Source organism: Neobacillus sp. S1227, assembly GCF_055385255.1.
In genome coordinates, this window is sequence record NZ_AP038276.1 from 3,930,348 (window position 1) to 3,948,837 (window position 18,490).

General features: G+C 37.4%; 24 protein-coding genes. 14 read left to right on the forward strand and 10 right to left on the reverse strand.

The annotated features are described in order from the left end of the window. Positions 1–112: 112 nt before the first annotated feature. From yhfH (ACZ5AE_RS19590) to ACZ5AE_RS19605, 4 genes are all read left to right on the forward strand, one after another. The gene (gene yhfH / locus ACZ5AE_RS19590) at positions 113–247 is read left to right on the forward strand and encodes a protein YhfH (protein WP_213120552.1); all 135 of its coding nucleotides are present in this window, start codon (positions 113–115) and stop codon (positions 245–247) included. 85 nt (positions 248–332) lie between these two features. Then, positions 333–467 carry a protein YhfH gene (gene yhfH, locus ACZ5AE_RS19595; RefSeq protein WP_213120552.1) on the forward strand — a complete coding sequence of 45 codons (135 nt, stop codon included), beginning with the start codon at positions 333–335 and terminating at the stop codon, positions 465–467. An 85-nt stretch (positions 468–552) separates the two neighbouring features. After that, a complete protein-coding gene (yhfH, locus tag ACZ5AE_RS19600) occupies positions 553–687 on the forward strand; it encodes a protein YhfH (RefSeq protein ID WP_464566261.1) in 135 nt (44 codons plus the stop codon). A 104-nt stretch (positions 688–791) separates the two neighbouring features. Further along, complete coding sequence (locus ACZ5AE_RS19605) at positions 792–977, forward strand: hypothetical protein (RefSeq protein WP_464566262.1); 186 nt, start codon at positions 792–794, stop codon at positions 975–977. Positions 978–1,039: 62 nt separating this feature from the next. Here the strand turns inward: ACZ5AE_RS19605 and ACZ5AE_RS19610 are convergent, their stop codons facing one another. Further along, complete coding sequence (locus tag ACZ5AE_RS19610; RefSeq protein ID WP_464566263.1) at positions 1,040–1,258, reverse strand: cold-inducible protein YdjO-related protein; 219 nt, start codon at positions 1,256–1,258, stop codon at positions 1,040–1,042. A 50-nt stretch (positions 1,259–1,308) separates the two neighbouring features. Here ACZ5AE_RS19610 and ACZ5AE_RS19615 point away from each other — a divergent pair, with 50 nt between their 5' ends. Beyond that, positions 1,309–1,446, forward strand: a complete 138-nt coding sequence (locus tag ACZ5AE_RS19615) for a hypothetical protein (RefSeq protein ID WP_464566264.1) — start codon at positions 1,309–1,311, stop codon at positions 1,444–1,446. A 64-nt stretch (positions 1,447–1,510) separates the two neighbouring features. On the opposite strand, the gene ACZ5AE_RS19620 is transcribed toward ACZ5AE_RS19615, so the two are convergent. Beyond that, on the reverse strand, positions 1,511–3,436 hold the full coding sequence (locus ACZ5AE_RS19620; RefSeq protein ID WP_464566265.1) for an endonuclease MutS2: 1,926 nt from the start codon (positions 3,434–3,436) through the stop codon (positions 1,511–1,513). 424 nt (positions 3,437–3,860) lie between these two features. Between ACZ5AE_RS19620 and ACZ5AE_RS19625 the strand changes: the two genes are divergently transcribed. Then, complete coding sequence (locus tag ACZ5AE_RS19625; RefSeq protein ID WP_464566266.1) at positions 3,861–4,463, forward strand: SCO family protein; 603 nt, start codon at positions 3,861–3,863, stop codon at positions 4,461–4,463. Positions 4,464–4,518: 55 nt separating this feature from the next. Here the strand turns inward: ACZ5AE_RS19625 and ACZ5AE_RS19630 are convergent, their stop codons facing one another. Then, positions 4,519–4,656 (reverse strand): hypothetical protein, encoded by a 138-nt coding sequence (locus ACZ5AE_RS19630; RefSeq protein ID WP_464566267.1) that lies wholly within the window; start codon positions 4,654–4,656, stop codon positions 4,519–4,521. 228 nt (positions 4,657–4,884) lie between these two features. On the opposite strand from ACZ5AE_RS19630, the gene ACZ5AE_RS19635 reads away from it, so the two are divergent. Then, positions 4,885–6,504 (forward strand): ABC-F family ATP-binding cassette domain-containing protein, encoded by a 1,620-nt coding sequence (locus ACZ5AE_RS19635; RefSeq protein WP_464566268.1) that lies wholly within the window; start codon positions 4,885–4,887, stop codon positions 6,502–6,504. Positions 6,505–6,548: 44 nt separating this feature from the next. On the opposite strand, the gene ACZ5AE_RS19640 is transcribed toward ACZ5AE_RS19635, so the two are convergent. Further along, a complete protein-coding gene (locus tag ACZ5AE_RS19640; protein WP_213120545.1) occupies positions 6,549–6,689 on the reverse strand; it encodes a YuzL family protein in 141 nt (46 codons plus the stop codon). Positions 6,690–6,789: 100 nt separating this feature from the next. On the opposite strand from ACZ5AE_RS19640, the gene ACZ5AE_RS19645 reads away from it, so the two are divergent. Then, the gene (locus ACZ5AE_RS19645; protein ID WP_464566269.1) at positions 6,790–7,032 is read left to right on the forward strand and encodes a YkuS family protein; all 243 of its coding nucleotides are present in this window, start codon (positions 6,790–6,792) and stop codon (positions 7,030–7,032) included. A gap of 150 nt (positions 7,033–7,182) precedes the next feature. Here the strand turns inward: ACZ5AE_RS19645 and ACZ5AE_RS19650 are convergent, their stop codons facing one another. After that, entirely contained in the window at positions 7,183–7,599 is a 417-nt protein-coding gene (locus ACZ5AE_RS19650) for a hypothetical protein (RefSeq protein WP_464566270.1), read from the reverse strand. An 85-nt stretch (positions 7,600–7,684) separates the two neighbouring features. Further along, positions 7,685–8,176 carry an Hsp20/alpha crystallin family protein gene (locus tag ACZ5AE_RS19655; protein ID WP_464566271.1) on the reverse strand — a complete coding sequence of 164 codons (492 nt, stop codon included), beginning with the start codon at positions 8,174–8,176 and terminating at the stop codon, positions 7,685–7,687. A 148-nt stretch (positions 8,177–8,324) separates the two neighbouring features. On the opposite strand from ACZ5AE_RS19655, the gene ACZ5AE_RS19660 reads away from it, so the two are divergent. Both ACZ5AE_RS19660 and modB read left to right on the forward strand, forming a co-directional pair. Further along, positions 8,325–8,597 carry a hypothetical protein gene (locus ACZ5AE_RS19660; protein ID WP_464566272.1) on the forward strand — a complete coding sequence of 91 codons (273 nt, stop codon included), beginning with the start codon at positions 8,325–8,327 and terminating at the stop codon, positions 8,595–8,597. 104 nt (positions 8,598–8,701) lie between these two features. After that, positions 8,702–9,364, forward strand: coding sequence for a molybdate ABC transporter permease subunit (modB, locus tag ACZ5AE_RS19665; RefSeq protein WP_464566273.1), 663 nt, complete (start codon positions 8,702–8,704; stop codon positions 9,362–9,364). Positions 9,365–9,409: 45 nt separating this feature from the next. Here the strand turns inward: modB and ACZ5AE_RS19670 are convergent, their stop codons facing one another. Both ACZ5AE_RS19670 and mprF read right to left on the reverse strand, forming a co-directional pair. Beyond that, complete coding sequence (locus tag ACZ5AE_RS19670) at positions 9,410–10,561, reverse strand: D-alanyl-D-alanine carboxypeptidase family protein (RefSeq protein ID WP_464566274.1); 1,152 nt, start codon at positions 10,559–10,561, stop codon at positions 9,410–9,412. 129 nt (positions 10,562–10,690) lie between these two features. After that, positions 10,691–13,231 carry a bifunctional lysylphosphatidylglycerol flippase/synthetase MprF gene (gene mprF / locus ACZ5AE_RS19675; protein WP_464566275.1) on the reverse strand — a complete coding sequence of 847 codons (2,541 nt, stop codon included), beginning with the start codon at positions 13,229–13,231 and terminating at the stop codon, positions 10,691–10,693. A gap of 217 nt (positions 13,232–13,448) precedes the next feature. On the opposite strand from mprF, the gene ACZ5AE_RS19680 reads away from it, so the two are divergent. The 3 genes from ACZ5AE_RS19680 (at position 13,449) to ACZ5AE_RS19690 (ending at position 16,141) form a co-directional block, all read left to right on the forward strand. Next, a complete protein-coding gene (locus tag ACZ5AE_RS19680) occupies positions 13,449–13,907 on the forward strand; it encodes a cupredoxin domain-containing protein (protein WP_464573675.1) in 459 nt (152 codons plus the stop codon). 629 nt (positions 13,908–14,536) lie between these two features. Then, positions 14,537–15,313, forward strand: coding sequence for a membrane protein insertase YidC (gene yidC, locus ACZ5AE_RS19685; protein WP_464566276.1), 777 nt, complete (start codon positions 14,537–14,539; stop codon positions 15,311–15,313). A gap of 249 nt (positions 15,314–15,562) precedes the next feature. Beyond that, a complete protein-coding gene (locus ACZ5AE_RS19690; protein WP_464566277.1) occupies positions 15,563–16,141 on the forward strand; it encodes a YhcN/YlaJ family sporulation lipoprotein in 579 nt (192 codons plus the stop codon). A gap of 28 nt (positions 16,142–16,169) precedes the next feature. On the opposite strand, the gene ACZ5AE_RS19695 is transcribed toward ACZ5AE_RS19690, so the two are convergent. Next, positions 16,170–16,373 carry a DUF6501 family protein gene (locus ACZ5AE_RS19695; protein WP_213145171.1) on the reverse strand — a complete coding sequence of 68 codons (204 nt, stop codon included), beginning with the start codon at positions 16,371–16,373 and terminating at the stop codon, positions 16,170–16,172. Positions 16,374–16,453: 80 nt separating this feature from the next. Continuing rightward, positions 16,454–18,091: an AMP-binding protein gene (locus ACZ5AE_RS19700; protein ID WP_464566278.1), complete on the reverse strand. Its 1,638-nt coding sequence runs from the start codon at positions 18,089–18,091 to the stop codon at positions 16,454–16,456. A gap of 256 nt (positions 18,092–18,347) precedes the next feature. Here ACZ5AE_RS19700 and sda point away from each other — a divergent pair, with 256 nt between their 5' ends. Next, on the forward strand, positions 18,348–18,473 hold the full coding sequence (gene sda, locus ACZ5AE_RS19705) for a sporulation histidine kinase inhibitor Sda (protein WP_372447641.1): 126 nt from the start codon (positions 18,348–18,350) through the stop codon (positions 18,471–18,473). Positions 18,474–18,490 lie beyond the last annotated feature (17 nt).

Consider the following 18,490-nt stretch of genomic DNA (forward strand, 5'->3'; position numbering starts at 1 on the left):
AAAATTTTAACTTTTTTTAAAAAAAGGCTACACATTTTTTTATTTTTTGTTTATACTGTACTATAACAAGAGGGATAAAAATAAACTGTATTAATAAAGGAGGAGTTATAAAATGTTAATGAGTCCGGTTGAATTTTTTCGTAATCTTCCTAAAAAGGAATGCCCTGAGTGTGGTCAGCATATGGAGGAACAAGCTGAGTCTTACCTAATGGAATGTGATCGTTGTTTATCTAAAAAAGCAGAATAAAAAAAGTAAGCTTTTATTTTTGACTAATCTGTACTACAACAAACATCATTATCAAATAACTGTATTACAAAGGAGATGCTTAATAATGTTAATGAGCCCTGTTGAATTTTTCCGTAACCTCCCTAAAAAAGAATGTCCTGAATGCGGTCAGCATATGGAGGAGCAAGCTGAGTCTTACCTAATGGAATGTGATCGCTGTTTATCTAAAAAAGCAGAATAAAAAAGGGTAAGCTTTTATTTTTAATCATACTGTACTATAACAAAAAGTAATATCTTACGACTGTACTATAAAGGAGATGCTTAATATGTTAATGAGCCCTGTTGAATTTTTCCGTAACCTTCCTAAAAAAGAATGTCCTGAATGCGGTCAGCATATGGAGGAACAAGCTGAATCTTACTTAATGGAATGCGACCGCTGCCTAGCAAAGAAGGCAGAATAAAAAAACTCTCCGGATAGACCGGAGAGTTTTTTCCGTTTTGGTTAGAAATAGGTAAGCATAGAAGGCTTATGGAATGCAAAAGCTGTACGTAAGGAGATGATGAAATGGCAAGGAAGGATGATTATTTAACAACAGCTCCAAAAGAAAAAACCTTTACTATTAATAACGGGGCCGTCTTCCCAAATTTAAAAAATGTACCTGGTGATTCTGTTGATGAGCATGAGTTTCTTGAAGAAGCCAATACCATTATAGCCTCCGGTGAAATCGGCCAGCAAAACGAAAATTTATAGAAGATACAAAATAATAGATAAAGACTGTCGATCAGCAAGACAGTCTTTATCATGAAGCTGTATTATATTTTCGGAAGTTCACGTATTTCCTGTACCATTTCATTACCACACATTGGACACAGTAAATCGTCAGATACAAAATCCTTTCTCATCCAGCCTATACATGAATTATCCATACAGGAGTAAATTTCAGTATCAACAAGAATTGTTTCAATTTCGTCTTCTTTTGCACGTTTACCAAAAAAAATCGGAACCGCCTCCTTTTCCTTTAGTATGTCCAAAATTAGCCTTTTCATTTCTTCATTTTTCTATTTCATTTGGAGGACTTAAGATGAAATTAAATCAGAAGCGTTATTCGATTGTTGGAACAGATATTGAAGAAGTAAAACGTCTAAACAGTCAGTCGGGCCTCAGTTATAACGAAGTAAAGCAACTTTTGGCTAAACAATATTCACAGAGTAAAAAATGATAATAAGAGGATGTCTAATAGGCGTACCTTTTAGACATCCTCTTTGAGGTTTATTACATGATCGTTATTCTGAATGTTCAATAATAATTTCGTCATCATGTCTTTTTGAAAGAATCTTGCTTTTTTTGCGATTTTCTTTAGATTGAAAGATAATATCGAAATCATAATCATCGGGATACAATTCATTTGCAGCGATATATAGTTTCATTCTTTTATGGTTAACTAATAATTTTTCACCCTTAACCTGGACAATATAATTTCCTTGCTGATCTGGTCCTTTATAAACAATCCCAAATTCATTTCCCGGTGTGATTTTTACATTGTCCCCCTGCTGGTATAGAGGCATTTGTTGGACAGGTTTTCCGGCAGCCTTTTTGTCTTGGTATTTGTTAATGATAACCTGCTTTTCCATATCCTTCAGCTTCCAATAGTCCGAAACAGGTGAAACAAAGGTTTTTTCTTCCTTATACGTTACGTTATGGGCTTTTTCAATTATTTTTGGGTGCATTCCCAACTGTAAAGCAATCTCAAATGCTTGGCTTTCACCCCCTTTCCCTATCATTAAACGATAGGTTGGACTTAAGCTCTTAAGATCAAACTCCATTGACCCATTCATAAAACCTGGATGCTGATCAGCAAGATCTTTTATTTCACTATAATGGGTGGTTGCCAATATCACTGCCCCCTTTTCGTATAGAGTTTCAAGAATGGCTGTTGCCAGACCCATCCCCTCACCCGGATCAGTGCCGGAACCAAGTTCATCTATTAAAGTTAATGTGCGATTGTTAGCATTCTTTAAGATTTCAATAATATTAACGATTCTGGAACTGAACGTACTTAAATTTTCAGCTATACTTTGACCGTCCCCAATATCAACTAAAATGGCTTCAAAAATACTTATATTACTCTTTTCATCTGCAGGTATATGAAGTCCGCATTGGGCCATTAATGCCAGCAGCCCAACTGTTTTGATGGTAACCGTTTTCCCGCCAGTGTTCGGACCTGTAATAATTAAGGCTCGTTTATTATTTGCCATTCTAAAATTCAATGGTACAGCTTTTTCTCCCAACAACGGATGCTTCGCCTCCATTAGGTCAATATCACCAGTGTTATTTATTTCCACCCTGGAACCATTGATAGAACGAGAATATTTTGCTTTTGCAAACAAAAAATCATAGTGAACCATCGTTTCAACTGCCAGCCGAATTTGCGTTTCATTTTGCTCCACCAATCCAGTTAAACAGCTGAGAACTTTTTGTACCTCGGTCTCTTCATCAGCCATAAGCCAGGTAAGTTGATCTTGGAATATAGCGATATCCTCTGGCTCAATAAACAAAGTTGCTCCTGATGCTGATGTATCCAAGACGGTCCCTTTAATTTTGGTCCGATATTCCTTTTTTATCGGAATCACAAATCTTCCCTTCCTCTGACTGACAACTTGTTCCTGTAAATATGACTTATATTTATTGGACCTTACCAGCTGCATGGTTTTTTCCTTTAGGCGTTCCTCCTGAATGGCTATTTGCTTCCTAGTTTTTAATAACTCCCTGCTGGCATAATCGTCAACTCTGCCATTACGTATACAGCGATTAATTTCATTGGCAAGCTCCGGTAGTTCTTCAATTACATGGACATAGGACGCAACTCTTGGGGCAAAATATTCCTTATCCTTCATATATTTTCGCATCTTTTCGCAGCTATCCAAGAAATCGTACAGCTTCATTAACTGATCCGGACGGAAGACCACTCCTTTGTTTAAGTTGGAAAGCATATGTTCCATCCCATCGAGTCCATGAACAGGTACACTGGCGCTTTTTCCCAGAATCTTGACAGCTTCCGTAATCTCATCAAGCCAAGCCTCGATTTGCTTCTTATTGGAAGAAGGTGTCAAATCCTCAATTTTCGCTTTTCCTTCCTTTGTCATTGCAAAGCTTGCAATAGTTTCTTTTACTAGATTAAATTCCAATACATTAAAGGTATGCAGATTCAACTTATATTCCTCCCAAAATAAAAATAGCCGCAATGAACAATGTCATTGCGGCAAAAGAAAAAATACAAAAATATACCAAAATAAAAACTGTCTACACGAGTGTACACAGCTACATTGGTTATAAAATGTATGCTTATGTCTGCCCATTGTTCTTAACCTCATTCCTTGCCCATACTAAAATAAACCTTTTTTGTTATCAAAAAAACAAAAAGGCGGTCGGAATGAAAGTATCCAATTAGTTGGATTAGTTAAGAACGACACCTAACATAAAACATACTCCCTTTAATAAGAAAACTATAATTCATCTTCAGATTATTATAGTTTGCATGAATTGTCAATATGATCATAGCCTATTTTTTGTTCACAAAATATCCATATCATTTTTGTGAAAACTTCTTTATCTTATTGTTAGGAGGGAATCGTGATGAAAAAAATTTACCTTATTTGCAGTTTAGCAATATTTATAGGTATTGCTGCCGGGATTTCATATTTTCTAATTCGGGATGCAAACACTAAAATTCCTGGCAATGTTACATTAATCAATCAAAATGGTGATCAATATACATTCGGCAAGGATCAAACAAAATTGAAGCTTATTGAATTCATTTATACACACTGTCCTGATGTTTGCCCAACCACGACACAAAAGATGGCGGCTCTGAAAAAGGATTTAGAAAAAAGCGGGGTATTCGGCAAGGATATCGAATTCATTACGATTACGATTGACCCCTATCGTGATACTCCAGAAGTATTATCCGATTATATGAACGGGTTTGGAATTAAAAATAGCAAAAACTGGACATTCCTAACAGGGGATAAACAAAATATTAAAAATGAGCAGAAAAAGATTAGGGAGATTGGCGAGGCCTTACAATTCCAATATAAAGACCCTGGAAATGGACAATTTGTCCACACCACATTCACTTATTTAATTGACGAAAACAATAAATTTGTTGCTAAATTTCCGATGGGCGATGGTTTTAATCGCAAAGAAGTTAAAAATAAAATATTGGACAAAATTAATTAGTATAAAAAAAGCGGTTAGTCCCAAGGATTAATCGCTTTTTCACTACATTATATTATTATTTAACAACAGATGAAGGATATTTATTTAATTGCTGCAAAGATAAATGATAATTGGACTTTGGTTTCGTTAAACTCACTTTGATACCAGCTTTTTTAAGCTTGTTTACGAGTTCTGTGAGCTGTTTTTTGGCCACACAATTCACCTTCTTTTAACTGCTTCTTACGTTAATTTTACAACAAAAATATGAATAAAGTATGAAAACAAAAAAATTTTTTTAGAAAATTTTTCTGTTTACCACTTTACTCCCCCCGCAAAATTCAAAAAAATGATACATTTCCCCCAAATATTAGTGTGAAATTCGCTCTTTCCCCTTATTAATGGTATAATATAAAGCAATATGTTTTTTTTGGAGGATGCAAGAATGATTACTGTAAGTAATGTAAGTTTAAGATACGGAGATCGAAAGCTTTTTGAAGATGTGAATATTAAGTTTAATCCTGGCAATTGTTACGGTCTCATCGGAGCGAACGGTGCCGGAAAATCTACCTTTATAAAAATACTCGCAGGAGAAATTGAAGCACAGACGGGAACAGTCCAACTAGGACCGAACGAGCGGATGGCTGTTTTAAAGCAAAACCACTTTGAATATGAGGAACATGAGGTTTTAAAAACGGTTATCATGGGTCACACCAGACTTTATCAGGTAATGCAGGAAAAAGACGCCATTTATATGAAGGAAAACTTCACTGATGAGGACGGCATGAAAGCTGCTGAACTCGAGGGTGAATTTGCCGAATTAAATGGCTGGGAAGCTGAATCCGAAGCGGCCATCCTGTTAAAAGGGCTAGGAATTGGTGAAGAGCTTCATTATAAAAAGATGGCAGAATTAGCTGGTGCTGAAAAAGTAAAAGTCCTTCTTGCACAAGCTCTATTTGGCAAGCCTGATGTATTACTTTTAGACGAGCCAACCAACCATCTTGATATCAAGGCCATCCAATGGCTCGAAGAATTCCTGATCAATTTTGAAAATACAGTGATTGTTGTATCCCATGACCGTCACTTCTTAAACAAGGTTTGTACCCATATTGCGGATTTAGACTTTGGCAAAATCCAAATTTATGTCGGCAACTACGACTTCTGGTATGAATCCAGTCAATTAGCTTTAAAAATGGCGCAGGACGCCAATAAGAAGAAAGAAGAAAAAATTAAAGAGTTGCAAAGCTTTATTGCCCGTTTTAGTGCGAATGCTTCGAAATCCAAGCAGGCAACATCGCGGAAAAAGCTGTTGGACAAAATTACACTTGATGATATTAGACCGTCTTCAAGACGATATCCATATGTCGGCTTTACCCCAGATAGGGAAATTGGTAATGATTTGTTAAGAGTAGAAGGGCTGACGAAAACAATCGATGGCGTAAAGGTACTTGATAACATTAACTTTATCATGAACAAGGGAGACAAAATTGCCCTCGTCGGGACAAATGAAACAGCCAAAACAACACTCTTTAAAATATTAATGGGTGAAGTGGAAGCGGACAGCGGTACCTTTAAATGGGGAATAACCACATCTCAAGCTTACTTCCCGAAGGATAACTCGGAATACTTTGAGAATAGCGACTTAAATCTTGTCGATTGGCTCCGTCAGTTTTCACCAAAAGATGACAGCGAGAGCTTCCTGCGTGGATTTTTAGGAAGAATGTTGTTTTCCGGTGAAGAAGTTTTAAAGAAAGCAAGCGTCCTTTCCGGTGGAGAAAAAGTCCGCTGCATGCTGTCCAAAATGATGCTTAGCGGTGCAAATGTCCTGCTCTTGGATGAGCCAACCAACCACTTGGATTTGGAGTCCATTACCGCTCTTAACAATGGATTAATTAATTTTAAGGGGTCTATGCTCTTTGCTTCCCATGACCATCAGTTTATCCAAACGATTGCCAACCGCATATTTGAACTAACACCTGCTGGATTGGTCGATAAGCAAATGACTTATGATGAATACCTAGACAATGCTGATATTCAAAAACAAGTAGCAGAGATGTATAAATAATAATTTGGAGGCTGGCATATGTGCCAGCCTCCGTTATTGATATACTACATTTGCTTTTGCTTTTTTCTTGATGATGGCTGCATTCTTGAACCAGTCTCGGTTGTGGTTGTTCCTTGCCCTTCCACTTCCGGTGAAGCCAAGCCGATTGTGGAAGGATCAGCTTTTTTCTTACTGCGTTTGCCCATAATCACACCTCCGTATTTTAGCTTTTGAAAGATAAACCATAGTTATTCGGAATATTTCTGTCAAACTTAGGCAATATAAATGACAGGAGGAGGTGTTTGTATGGCAAGGGTTGGAGTAGAACAATCTCTTACAAATGTTCAAGATGCTCTACGTGCAAAAGGATATGATGTTGTCGAACTCAAACAGGAGTCTGACGCCCAAAGTTGTGATTGCTGTGTCGTTACCGGCCTTGATTCGAACGTTATGGGAATGGCTGATACCGTTACGAAAGCACCGGTTATTGATGCAAACGGTTTGTCTGCTGATGAAGTATGCCAAGCGGTAGAAAGCAGACTTCAATAATGTTAACACAAAGACTAAAGGACTCCTCTTTAGTCTTTTTTAGCAAATAGAAAATTGCAAGTGTTTCCAAATTAGTGATTTCCTGCCGCATAAATTCAACTACGCTTCTGCCTTATTCCTATCACAACCGCCAAATCGGCGAGTTTTCAATTAATGATCCTTTGGTTTAATATTTACCTTAGGCCCATTAGATCTTTCTTGTTTCTTGAGTTTTTCCTCTTTAGCCTCAGTTACTTTTTCCTCTTCACCCTCATTGAGATGTGGTGTAAATTCACTGCCGTATGTGGCACCTATATTTAATTTTCCTTTCAATTCTTTAATCCCAAGCTGTCCAAAATTATTATTCAATTCATATTTATCCAAAATAATCTTTTCAATATTTATTTTTTCAATTATTATCGGAGGATCCTTTGTTTTCACGGTCTCATCAGGCTTGTTTTGTGCCTTTAAATCCCGCAGTGTTTGTTCCAATTCTTCTATATTTCTCTCTAAGGAAGTTATTTTTTTTTGGAATTCTTTTTCATAATCATTTTTGCGGAAAATAAGGAATAAATTTTTTATTGACATTGGCCTAAAACGCTCCCTTATTTTTAACCTTACTTCATTTATATGGAAAACACTGCTTATCAAGTCCTCTTTTTATAAAAACCTGTTATTCAATTGGGATAATTTCGCCCTTTTGTACGAAACGTTGATAACTGACTATTAATAAGCCATTCCAGAATTTAGCACTGATATCCTGCGGATTTACGGTATCAGGTAAGGTAATCTGCCGATTGAATTCACCGTAAAACCTTTCCGAATAAGTATATTTCAAATGTGGATGAATGGGCAAAGCTCTTCCTTTGACAGTGAGTATATTGCCATTAAGCCCTAATTCTATGTTTTCTTTTAAGACACCGGGAAGCTCGATAACTAGCATTACCTCCTCTTCCCCTTCCATTAAATCTATTGCAGGGAACGTTCTCTCGCTTTTCATATCGGTGCCGGGCTGCTGCCGGTTTGTTTGGGAATAGGGTGTCTTAAAAGGCGCTTCATTCATAAATTGTTTGGCAAACTCCTGGTCAAAGATATTGTTCCAAAAATCTCCGCCTTGCATATTTTTTGCCATCTCCAGCCATTGTTTCAATTTTTCCATATCCATCAATCCACACCCCCTCTCCCCTGTTTAGGGAAGCAAAAAACAAAGCCTTACTTCATCATACTTAACTGAATGTTATTTTAATCCTTAATTTCCTCATAAACATTAGGGAATTGCATATATTTAAAAGCAATTATAAGGAGGAGATGACATGTCGGCTCCCGTTCCATATATTAATATAAATATATTCATGATAAAAATTAATTCCTTTGAAAATGCTTCTGCCGTAAATATTGGCCAAAACCTGCTGGCTGAGTGGCATAATTCCGACAAGAAAAATCAAGGCTACGGCCAAAATTTTGGTGATAAGAGTGATTTCTTTGGAAATAGGAGCTTTGTCGATGACCGAGACCAAATTGATTCACCAAGCTCCTTTGATTCAGGTGCTCAGCAGCTATTGGCCAAAGATAAAGATGATCTATAAAACTGCAATTTGGCAGTTTTTTTGTTTTATATCTTTTATGACTTGGAAGGTTTCGCTATAATGAGGGAATAATCTGCCTTTCGAGAGGAAGTATTTTATCTACTATGCTTAATGAATTTTGGCCCCCGATTTTATTGTCACTAAAAGTGGCCATAATTTCTGCCTTACTGGCACTAATTTTTGGTATTTTATTCGCTAGATTATTTGCTGATAAACATTTTAAAGGAAAAATGATCATAGAGACCATAATGCTCCTGCCTATTGTTTTACCACCTACCGTTATTGGCTTTTTATTAATCTTCTTTTTTGGAAAAAATAGTCCGGCTGGAGCCTTTATCGAGACTCTTTTTGATCGTTCCATCATCTTTACACCGCTGGCAGCGATTATTGCCTCCACTATAGTTGCATTTCCGTTAATGTACCAATCTGTAAAAACTGGGTTTCAAGCCGTGGACAAGGATATCGAAGAGGCTGCGAAAATGGACGGGGCAAGTGATTTTAATGTTTTTTTGCAAGTAACTATTCCATTATCTATAAGATCGATTGTTTCCGGATTCATACTTAGCTTTGCTAGAGCATTGGGCGAATTTGGCGCCACGCTCATGTTTGCTGGTAATATCCCTGGGAAAACCCAGACAGCACCCACTGCTGTTTATGTTGCTATGGAAACAGGTAATATGAAATTAGCTTGGCTGTTAGTCATTTCAATGATCTTCATCTCCTTTTTAATGCTATTGACAACCAATTTGACACAAAGAAAGCCATGAAACTTTAGCAATTTCATGGCTTTCTAAATGTATATGTATATGCATCTACATTTTACCGGTAATTTTCTTCCCGGCACCTATCAAAACAGCTGCTGCGGTTGCTATGATAACCCATAAGTATGATGCAGCATATACCTGCTTATTAGTGGATTTACTAGATTTTGAAGGAGTTTTCACAGGTTTTGGTTCTTCCTTTTGTTTTAACTGAGCCACCTGAAGAACCTGCCCATTTGGATTTTCAATAGATAGCCGGCCGGTACTGTCGACGTTTTTTACAATTCCATTTTTATCCTCGGTAACAAGGAGATCTGTATCCAAAAGAAATTCCTTTTCACCACTCTTATAAACTTCCCCATGTTTTAAGGTAGAATGGATATATTCATTAAATCCATAATCAAGCAGGACGGCTGTATCATCATATTTGTCTCTTTTTTGGTCTGATTTTAAGACAATCGCCGTTAATTTTAAATTCCCATTATCTGCAGTGGTGGCCAAGGTTTGTTTCGATACCGTGGTATACCCTGTTTTCCCCCCGGTTATTCCCGCGTATGGAAGTTCCCCTTTTAACATAAGATGATGTGTGATAAGGTCAGTATTCCAGGACTTGCCCTCCCAATGTAATCTTTTTGTTCCAAAAATCTCGGCAAATTGAGGATTCTTCATGGCATAGTTCGTAATCAATGCCAAATCCATTGCAGTTGTATAATGATTGTCATCGTGAAGGCCGCTTGGATTTGTAAAGTGAGTATTTTTAACCCCAATAACTGTTTTTAAATATTCATTTATATGTTCCGCAAAAAGATCTACACTGCCATCAATATGTTCTGCAATCGCTACCGCGGCGTCATTCCCTGAATTAATCAGCATCCCTTGAATTAGCTTTTTTAGCGGCATCTGTTCACCTTCCACTAAGTAGACCCTAGTACCATCTTGTCTAACAGCATTGGCACTGACTGTCGCAATACTGTCTAAATCCCCCTTTTCAATGGCATAAATAGCTGTAGCGATTTTCGTAACGCTGGCAGGATACATTTTTTCGTCCAGATTTTTCCCGTAGAGAACAGCATTCGTTTCAGTGTCCAAAAGCACCGCGGATTCACTTTTTAATGGCAGTTCCCCAGGCCCTTGTGCAAGGGCAGGAATTTGGTTTGAAAATAAGAACAAGACTGTTATAAAAATTAAAATCCATTTACTCAATGACAACACCCAATCTATGACTAATTACCTAATTGATTTTACCAAATATTTATAGATATGAAGAGCCTATTTTGGAAAATTTTTATAAAAAAAAGCGGCAGACCCATTGTTCCAGCCACTTTTCATTATCTATGCCCTTCTTTTCGAAATCAATAGGGTAATTTGTGCCATTATAAATGGTAAAGAAGATTTTCTGCGATAGGCCAAATATTTCGGCTCCCAAATATTTGTATATTTTTCCTTGAATTTTCTTAAGCCTTGAAAATGATAGAAAAAATGGCCGTGCATGAAAATCTGCGCCGCAATTTTCTCGCTTAAAAAAGCAAACTTGGAAAGGCCTACATTTGCCAATGGTGCCATCCCCATATTAAAACGCAGGTAACCTTGTTCCTTCGCCCAATCCATTAAGGAGAGAAACAGAAAATCCACGGTACCAGATTCTACATCCGGACGGAATCTCATTAAATCCACTGAAATAGTCTGGTTATGATCATAAACATACATCATGCTCATGAAGCCAATAATTCTACTATTACTATCCTTTACAAGTGCAATAGGTGCCTTGTCCAGGTAGGCTTCATCAAAAAATCCCAGCGAAAATCCCTTTTCTTTGCTTCCCTGAAGCCAATCATTTGATACTTCACGCAGTTCCTTTAAAAGCTCGCTGGAATGAGGCGGATTCACCAATTCGCAGCGGTAATTTTCACGGGTAAATTTGTTTTTAATGGCCCGTAATCTTTTCATTTTGCTTCCAGCCAATGAAAATTCCTGCAATTTCACAAAGGCCTCTTCCCCCAATTTAAAAAAGGCAAATCCATGGCTATGAAGGTATGGTAACATTTCTTCACTAACCTGATAGAATACAATCGAAAATCCATGTAGGTCGGCAATTTCCTGAAATTCTTCAATCGCGGAGGATAGATCATTCAGTTCACCAATTGGATCACCGAGGATTACCAATTTATCCGCATATTTTTGAAATGAAATCATAACATTTCTTTTTTTATTCCAGATAATATATTTATCGTGCAAGAAAATGAGATGGGACAAGACTTTCCCCTGATATTTATGCAAATGCTCAAGGATTTCCTGTTCCTGTGCCAACGATGATTCAAATTTCCATTTTTTCGATAAACTGTTCAGATAGCCAATCGAAAGGATTGAAACTGCAATAAACAACCCAATTCCCGCACTCATAAATAAATCGTGATAATCGATAATGACATATGGCAATAATTTTGCAGGCAGCGCCAATTTGGCATCGGGTAAATTTAAATAGCCAATGGTAATATACATCGAAGTAATTATTACAATTAAAGCAATATCAAAGATTGTTCTTCCCCAGGTTAATACATAGCTTTCCCGATAGAACTGCCCTTTGGAAACCCTAAGTAAGATGGCGACAATAATTAAGAAGATCGCTTCTTCATAATCAATCCCTTTAAAAATGGAAAACAGTGCTGCAAGTATTAAGGCTGACATTGTTAATTCATAAGTCCGTTTTACTCTATATTCAATGCCCCGCGATAATCCTAACAGCAAGAATCCAGCAGCAACAGAGAGTTGATGGGAAACATTAATAATCGGAAAAGATAACAGTTCTTGGGCAATTTTAAGCCTCGACATAATCCCAGGCACACTAGCAGACAAAAGCAGGATTAGCCCTGATAAAAATACTAGCATGGTCAAAATGACGTGGCTGAATACCTCTAATATCGCGTTGGGTAAATTATTCCATGACTGGTTCCATCTTTCCCAATAAAGCTTTACAAAAAAAATTAGACTCACGATAAACGGCAGTAAGTAATAGCCTACTCGATACAAAAGAAGCAGAACGAGGACCTTTTCCTCGGCCATATTAAATTCCTGCATCCCCCAAATAAAAACTAAATCAAATGAGCCAAGACCGCCCGGAATCATACTGATGATACCGGCGCAAACAGCGGCGATATAGACAGGAAAGAGATCTTCGATTGGGATTGAGATGCCCAAAATTCTGGTCAATAGATAAATTGCCAAAAAAACAGCGATCCATTCAACAAAGGAAACCCCAATGAGCTTGGTTCCCTCTTTTACCGTAATCAAAGATTGCTTGCCTTTTTTAGCATTCATTCTATGTATGATTAAAAAGACTGGTAGATAAAGGGCCACACCCAACACGGCAAAATAAAGCCATTTGGTATCGACAAATAAAGGAAACCTTCGGAACCATAGTGCCGCTGCCCACGATAATAATGAGATGCCAGCCAAATAAAATAGGGATACCGTTGCTATAACACTAAGTAATCGCCGCTTATCCTGTTCAAGTTTGTGAAAAAAGTACGTTCTTAACGCTGCACCGATTAAACCGCCGAATCCGATTAAATTAGAAAAGGAATTGGCAATAAACGATTGCTCTAACAATTCTTTTTTAGGGACATTTGCCCCTAAGATCCGAACTAAAATCACATCATACAAAAGCATCGGTAAAACAGCCGAAAAGGTAACGCCAATGATAAGCAGAAGCGTCAAAAAATTGAGTTGATTTAATTCGTTTTCTAGTAAACGAACATCTAAATTTCCCACAAACTTTTTTATTTCAAATATCGCAAATATCAATAAAAGCAATGGGAATAAAAGTTTTACAATCTTAAAAATTTTATCCTTCTGATAGCCCTTCAAAATAATCACCTAGTATTCGTTTCATCCCTGATTTTACTATAAACGTTTATTAAAGAAATACAAAGCAATTTCTTACTTTCTTGAGGTGACTTATTACAAGTGTAGACATTTTATCGATCGTTCAACCATCAGGCAGAGGCAATTCAAAAATTCAGAAAAAAAAAGTAGACAAGTTTTCCTGCCTATCCGGCATATGAATAGACTAGGACAAATATTAAAGGGGGATATGCTTGTGAAATTTCTGATATTAAAAAAAGAAACGCTGCTATTTGTTTTAGCAGTAGGTATTATGCTAGCAGCAATATCATCTTGGTTTCTATTAAAAGCTGGTGATGCTGCGGTCTTTAATCAGAAGGCGGATGGAAAAATACGAGAAATTCATATGGTGACAGTTGAATACAAATCCAAAATGAAAAATGGGAAAGATATAGAGGCCTATCGCTGGGACCCGAGTCAAATCAATATAGAAAAAGGGGAAAAGGTAAAATTGTTTATAACCGGCATTAATGGAGAAGAGCATCCGTTCTATATTGAAGGTACAGATATCAAGGGGACTGTAATAAAAGGGGAAGAAACAATCGTTCCACTTCAATTCTCAAAGGAAGGTACCTACCGCTTAATTTGCGAACTTCATTCCAATCGTGCCCATAATGGTCCGATGATTGCTGATATTATCGTAAATTAAAACAGGAGCGTTTTCACTAGTTATCAATATTTATGCGCTGTTAATGGTGAATTCTTTTTATAACACTCGGCTACGAATACCCTTTAAAGGATGTGGAACCGCCAAGCGAAGAGAAAGTTGATTTTGCCTATTCAATGTTAACTGCACATTGGCATTACCTAAAGAACACTAATTCCATCCGGGAGTTAGTGTTCTTGACCTTTCATGAACATTTAGACCCAAACATTAACATATAACAATAATTGATTATTTGGCTATTCTCTTATATACTCATATCATTGGTTACCTGATGTGAGGTGAAATGTTTGTTTCAATTATTAATCGATCATTCGGATATTAATACCTTAACAGCCCTTTATATGAGTATTTATCTAGGACTGGTTTTGAAAAATTTGTGGGCTTGGGGTGTAGAATACTCCTCAATTGGTTCGCTTTCGAACCCATACGGCACCAAAATAATTCACCCGCTGTTTTTTTATAAGAAAAAAAGTAGTTTAACGGTTAGTTTCATTTTAATAAGAATCGTTAAATTTATCCGAAGAAAAGCGTGTTTCCGGGACGATGATTCTGAAAAGCCAATTTCCTTCTTATTCGCTAATCTGTACTAAATCATATCTTTAGGAGGAAATATGAAAAAATATAAATCTTCGTTACTATTAATGATTGTATCTTTTTCCGTATTACTATTATCAGCATGCTCTTCCCAGCAAAGCGGGAAGAATGATGGTTTCTTTCATACGTACTTTGTTGAACCATTTGCAAAAATTATTCACTTCTTCGCAGAAGTTTTTGGTGGAAACTATGGACTGGCGATCATTTTTGTAACTTTAATCATCAGGCTTGTGTTAATGCCGTTAATGCTTAGACAATATAAAAATCAAATGCATATGAAAGAAAAAATGGATGCCTTAAAGCCTGAGATGGATACAATTCAAAAGAAGATGAAGGCAGAAAAGGATCCAAAGAAAAAACAAGAACTGCAAGCTGAAATGATGGGACTATATCAAAAGCATGGTGTTAACCCATTAAATATGGGCTGCCTTCCTATTCTAATTCAGATGCCGATTTTAACGGGTTTTTACTATGCAATTCGCGGTTCCCAAGAAATTGCCTCACATAAATTTTTATGGTTCAGTTTGGGGCAGCCTGATATCATCATCACTATAATTGCAGGAGTTATATATTATTTCCAATTTAGGGTTTCACAGTCAACCATGCCAGAACAGCAGCGTCAACAAATGAAATTTATGGGGTTAATGTCTCCGCTAATGATTGTCATGTTTTCATTTAGCGCACCAGCGGCCCTGCCGCTTTACTGGGTTGTGGGGGGAACATTCCTGACTGTTCAAACTTTAATTAGTCAAAAGCTGTATGCAAAAAAACCTGCAGAAGCGCAGGCTAAATAATCTTTTCAAATAAAAGAAGCATCATCACATATACTTCCAATTGCCGAGAAAGGGTATTTTTCTCGGCAATTTTTTATTTTGTGTAAACCTAAATACCAAAATTTTTTTGTTAACCTTGCTAAGTGCGTTGCAATTTTTTTCGACAGCCTGAGAAGCATTGTCACTGATGCTTCTTTTCTTTTTCACCGGATAGTTTATTTTTATGTTTGGAAACCTAATTTTGTAAACCTAAATAAAGGAGTGCAAAAAATGAAATTAAGGCTTTTCTTTACTGCTTCCATCATGTTTACTCTCTGTTTAATTGGCTGTGCGCGAAATGATGTGAATGACGATACCGTCACCCGCAATGAAATAAATCCAGCCAAAGTAAAATATAATATTCCGAATCACGGCGGACCTGCAATTTCTGGTGTTGATATAAGCGATCAAGAATTGGATAGAAATATCCACAAATTGGATATCCGTGGTACAAAAGTGCGTAGTACAACGGGTTCCAAGATGCGTGTTGCCGAGGTAGCAGCCCGCAAGGTATCGGACCTGCCTGAGGTAAATCACGCCAATATTATCGTCACAAATCATAATGCGTTTGTTGCGGCAAAACTGAACCGTTCAGCAAGAAATGGGCTGACAGCCAATATCGAGGATAGTATATCACGGACTGTAAAATTAGTGGACTCGGATATTGATAATGTTTACGTCTCAGTTAACCCTGATTTTTATGAACGTATGAAGCGCTATGAAAACGATATGCGCAAAGGAAAGCCTGTTTCCGGTTTCTTTGATGAATTTACGGATACCATACGCAGGGTGTTCCCGGATGCTCGATAAAAAAGCCTGGCTTACTGCCAGGCTTTTTCTATGCATCTTGAAAATAATCCTTATAAAATCCGCCAACCTTGCCGGAGTTGTCAATAATGTAATAAAATTCTTCGGTTTCATTTTTAACATCGTACACTTTTCCAACAGTCAACATGTTTTTTACCATATATTTTTCAGCGTTTGTATGCACACATTTAACTTTCTTAACTGTTTCGCGTTCACGCCATGTCAGATGAATCATGCTTTCACCGCCCTTTTCCTTAATTGTCCAAGTTTAAGTATAATCAAAAGGGCTGGTATCGTGCAACAACATTGAAAATATTATCTTTTCACTACTTCTTTGGCCTTCTCCCTTAACCGGTATTTTTGTATTTTTCCGGAGGCTGTCATTGGATATGCGTCAGTAAATTCTATATAGCGCGGGATTTTATGTTTCGAAATTTTTCCTTTGCAGAATTCCTTGACCTCCTCAGCATCTGCCGCCTCCCCTTCTTTTAATATAATCCAGGCCATTACCTCTTCCCCATACACTTCATCAGGGATTCCTACCACCTGTACATCTAAAATTTTGGGATTTGTATATAAAAATTCTTCAATTTCACGCGGATAGATATTTTCTCCGCCTCTTATAATCATATCCTTCAAACGTCCAGTGATTTTGCAGTAGCCGTTTTTATCCATGACCGCCAAGTCTCCTGTATGCAGCCAGCCGTCTTGATCAATCGCTTGTGTCGTTGCCTCGATATTTTTGTAGTAGCCTTTCATGACATGGTATCCTTTAGTGCAAAGCTCACCCTGAACTCCACGCGGCACTTCCCTGTTCGTTCCTGGTTCAACGATTTTCACCTCGACATTTGGCAGAGCTTTTCCGACTGTTTCCACCCGTAATTCAATGGGGTCATCTGTCCGTGTCTGGGTAATGACCGGTGAGGACTCAGTTTGTCCATAGGCAATCGTAATTTCTGTAGCCCCCATCCTTTCGATAACGGCTTTCATGACTTCAATCGGACAATTCGATCCAGCCATGATCCCGGTTCTTAAGGACGACAGGTTATACTTTTCAAACTCGGGATCATGCAATTCCGCAATAAACATGGTCGGCACACCGTGAAGTCCCGTGCATTTTTCATCTTGAACAGTCTGAAGTACCTTTTTCGGGCTGAATTCCTGTACAGGAACCATGGTTGCTCCCACAGTCATGCAAGCCATTGTGCCAAGAACACATCCGAAGCAGTGAAAAAATGGAACTGGTATGCAGAGACGGTCTTGAACGGTCAACTTCATGCAATTTGCAATATTTAAGGCGTTATTAACAATATTATTATGGGTCAGCATAACCCCCTTGGGGAAACCTGTTGTTCCTGAAGTATACTGCATGTTAATCACATCATCCGGTTCAAGCGTGTTCATCCTGTCATCCAGTTCTTGATCTGAAATCAATTCACCTAAACGAATAATATCTTCCCATGAAAAAGTACCTGGGTATCTCTTCTCCCCCAATACGATGACATTCCTAAGAAATGGCAGCCTGCTGCTTTTCAACCTGCCCGGTTCTGATGTTTTTAATTCAGGTGCAATTTCGTAAAGCATATCGACATATGAAGAATCCTTCATTTTATCCATTAAAATAATCGTAGTAGAGTCTGATTGTTTTAAAAGATATTCCAATTCTGCTGTGCGATAGTTTGTGTTCACCGTAACCAATACTGCTCCCATCTTTCCGGTAGCAAATTGAGTTATCAGCCACTCAGGAGTGTTTGTCGACCATGCTGCAAGATGTTCACCCTTTTCGATTCCAAGCTTCATTAAGCCTTTTGCAGCGGTTCGGCAAACTTGGTTGAACCTGCTGTAAGTCCATCTCAGATTCCGGTCTGAATACACGACTGCTTCATGCTCTGGGTGTAATTTTGCTTTTTCTTCTAACAGCTCTCCAACTGTTACAGTTAATAATTCCGACATCCTTACAACCCCCTAAAAACACTTCACGATCCAATAAAATAAAACGCTTACAAAATGTATGTTAACATATTTTTGTGAATATTCAATATTTTTAGAATATAATTTTTCAATTCTTATACACATATCCCGCAATAAAGAATGACAAATTCGTGAAAATTTTATCAGATAGGGTTCTCAAATCAATTGTAAACCATTACAATAGTAAAAACTGAATATTCAATCCATTTTCCAAGGAGGGCATTCTTAATTGAAGATTATGAGTAATGAACAGCTAATTCTTTCGTATCGGGATGCATTGAAGTCAGGTAAGGAAAAGGAATGGATAAAAATTCTTAAAGATGAAATTGAACGACGTGGATTACGGCCATTTAAAAATCGTTAGACATCAAAAACCGCTGA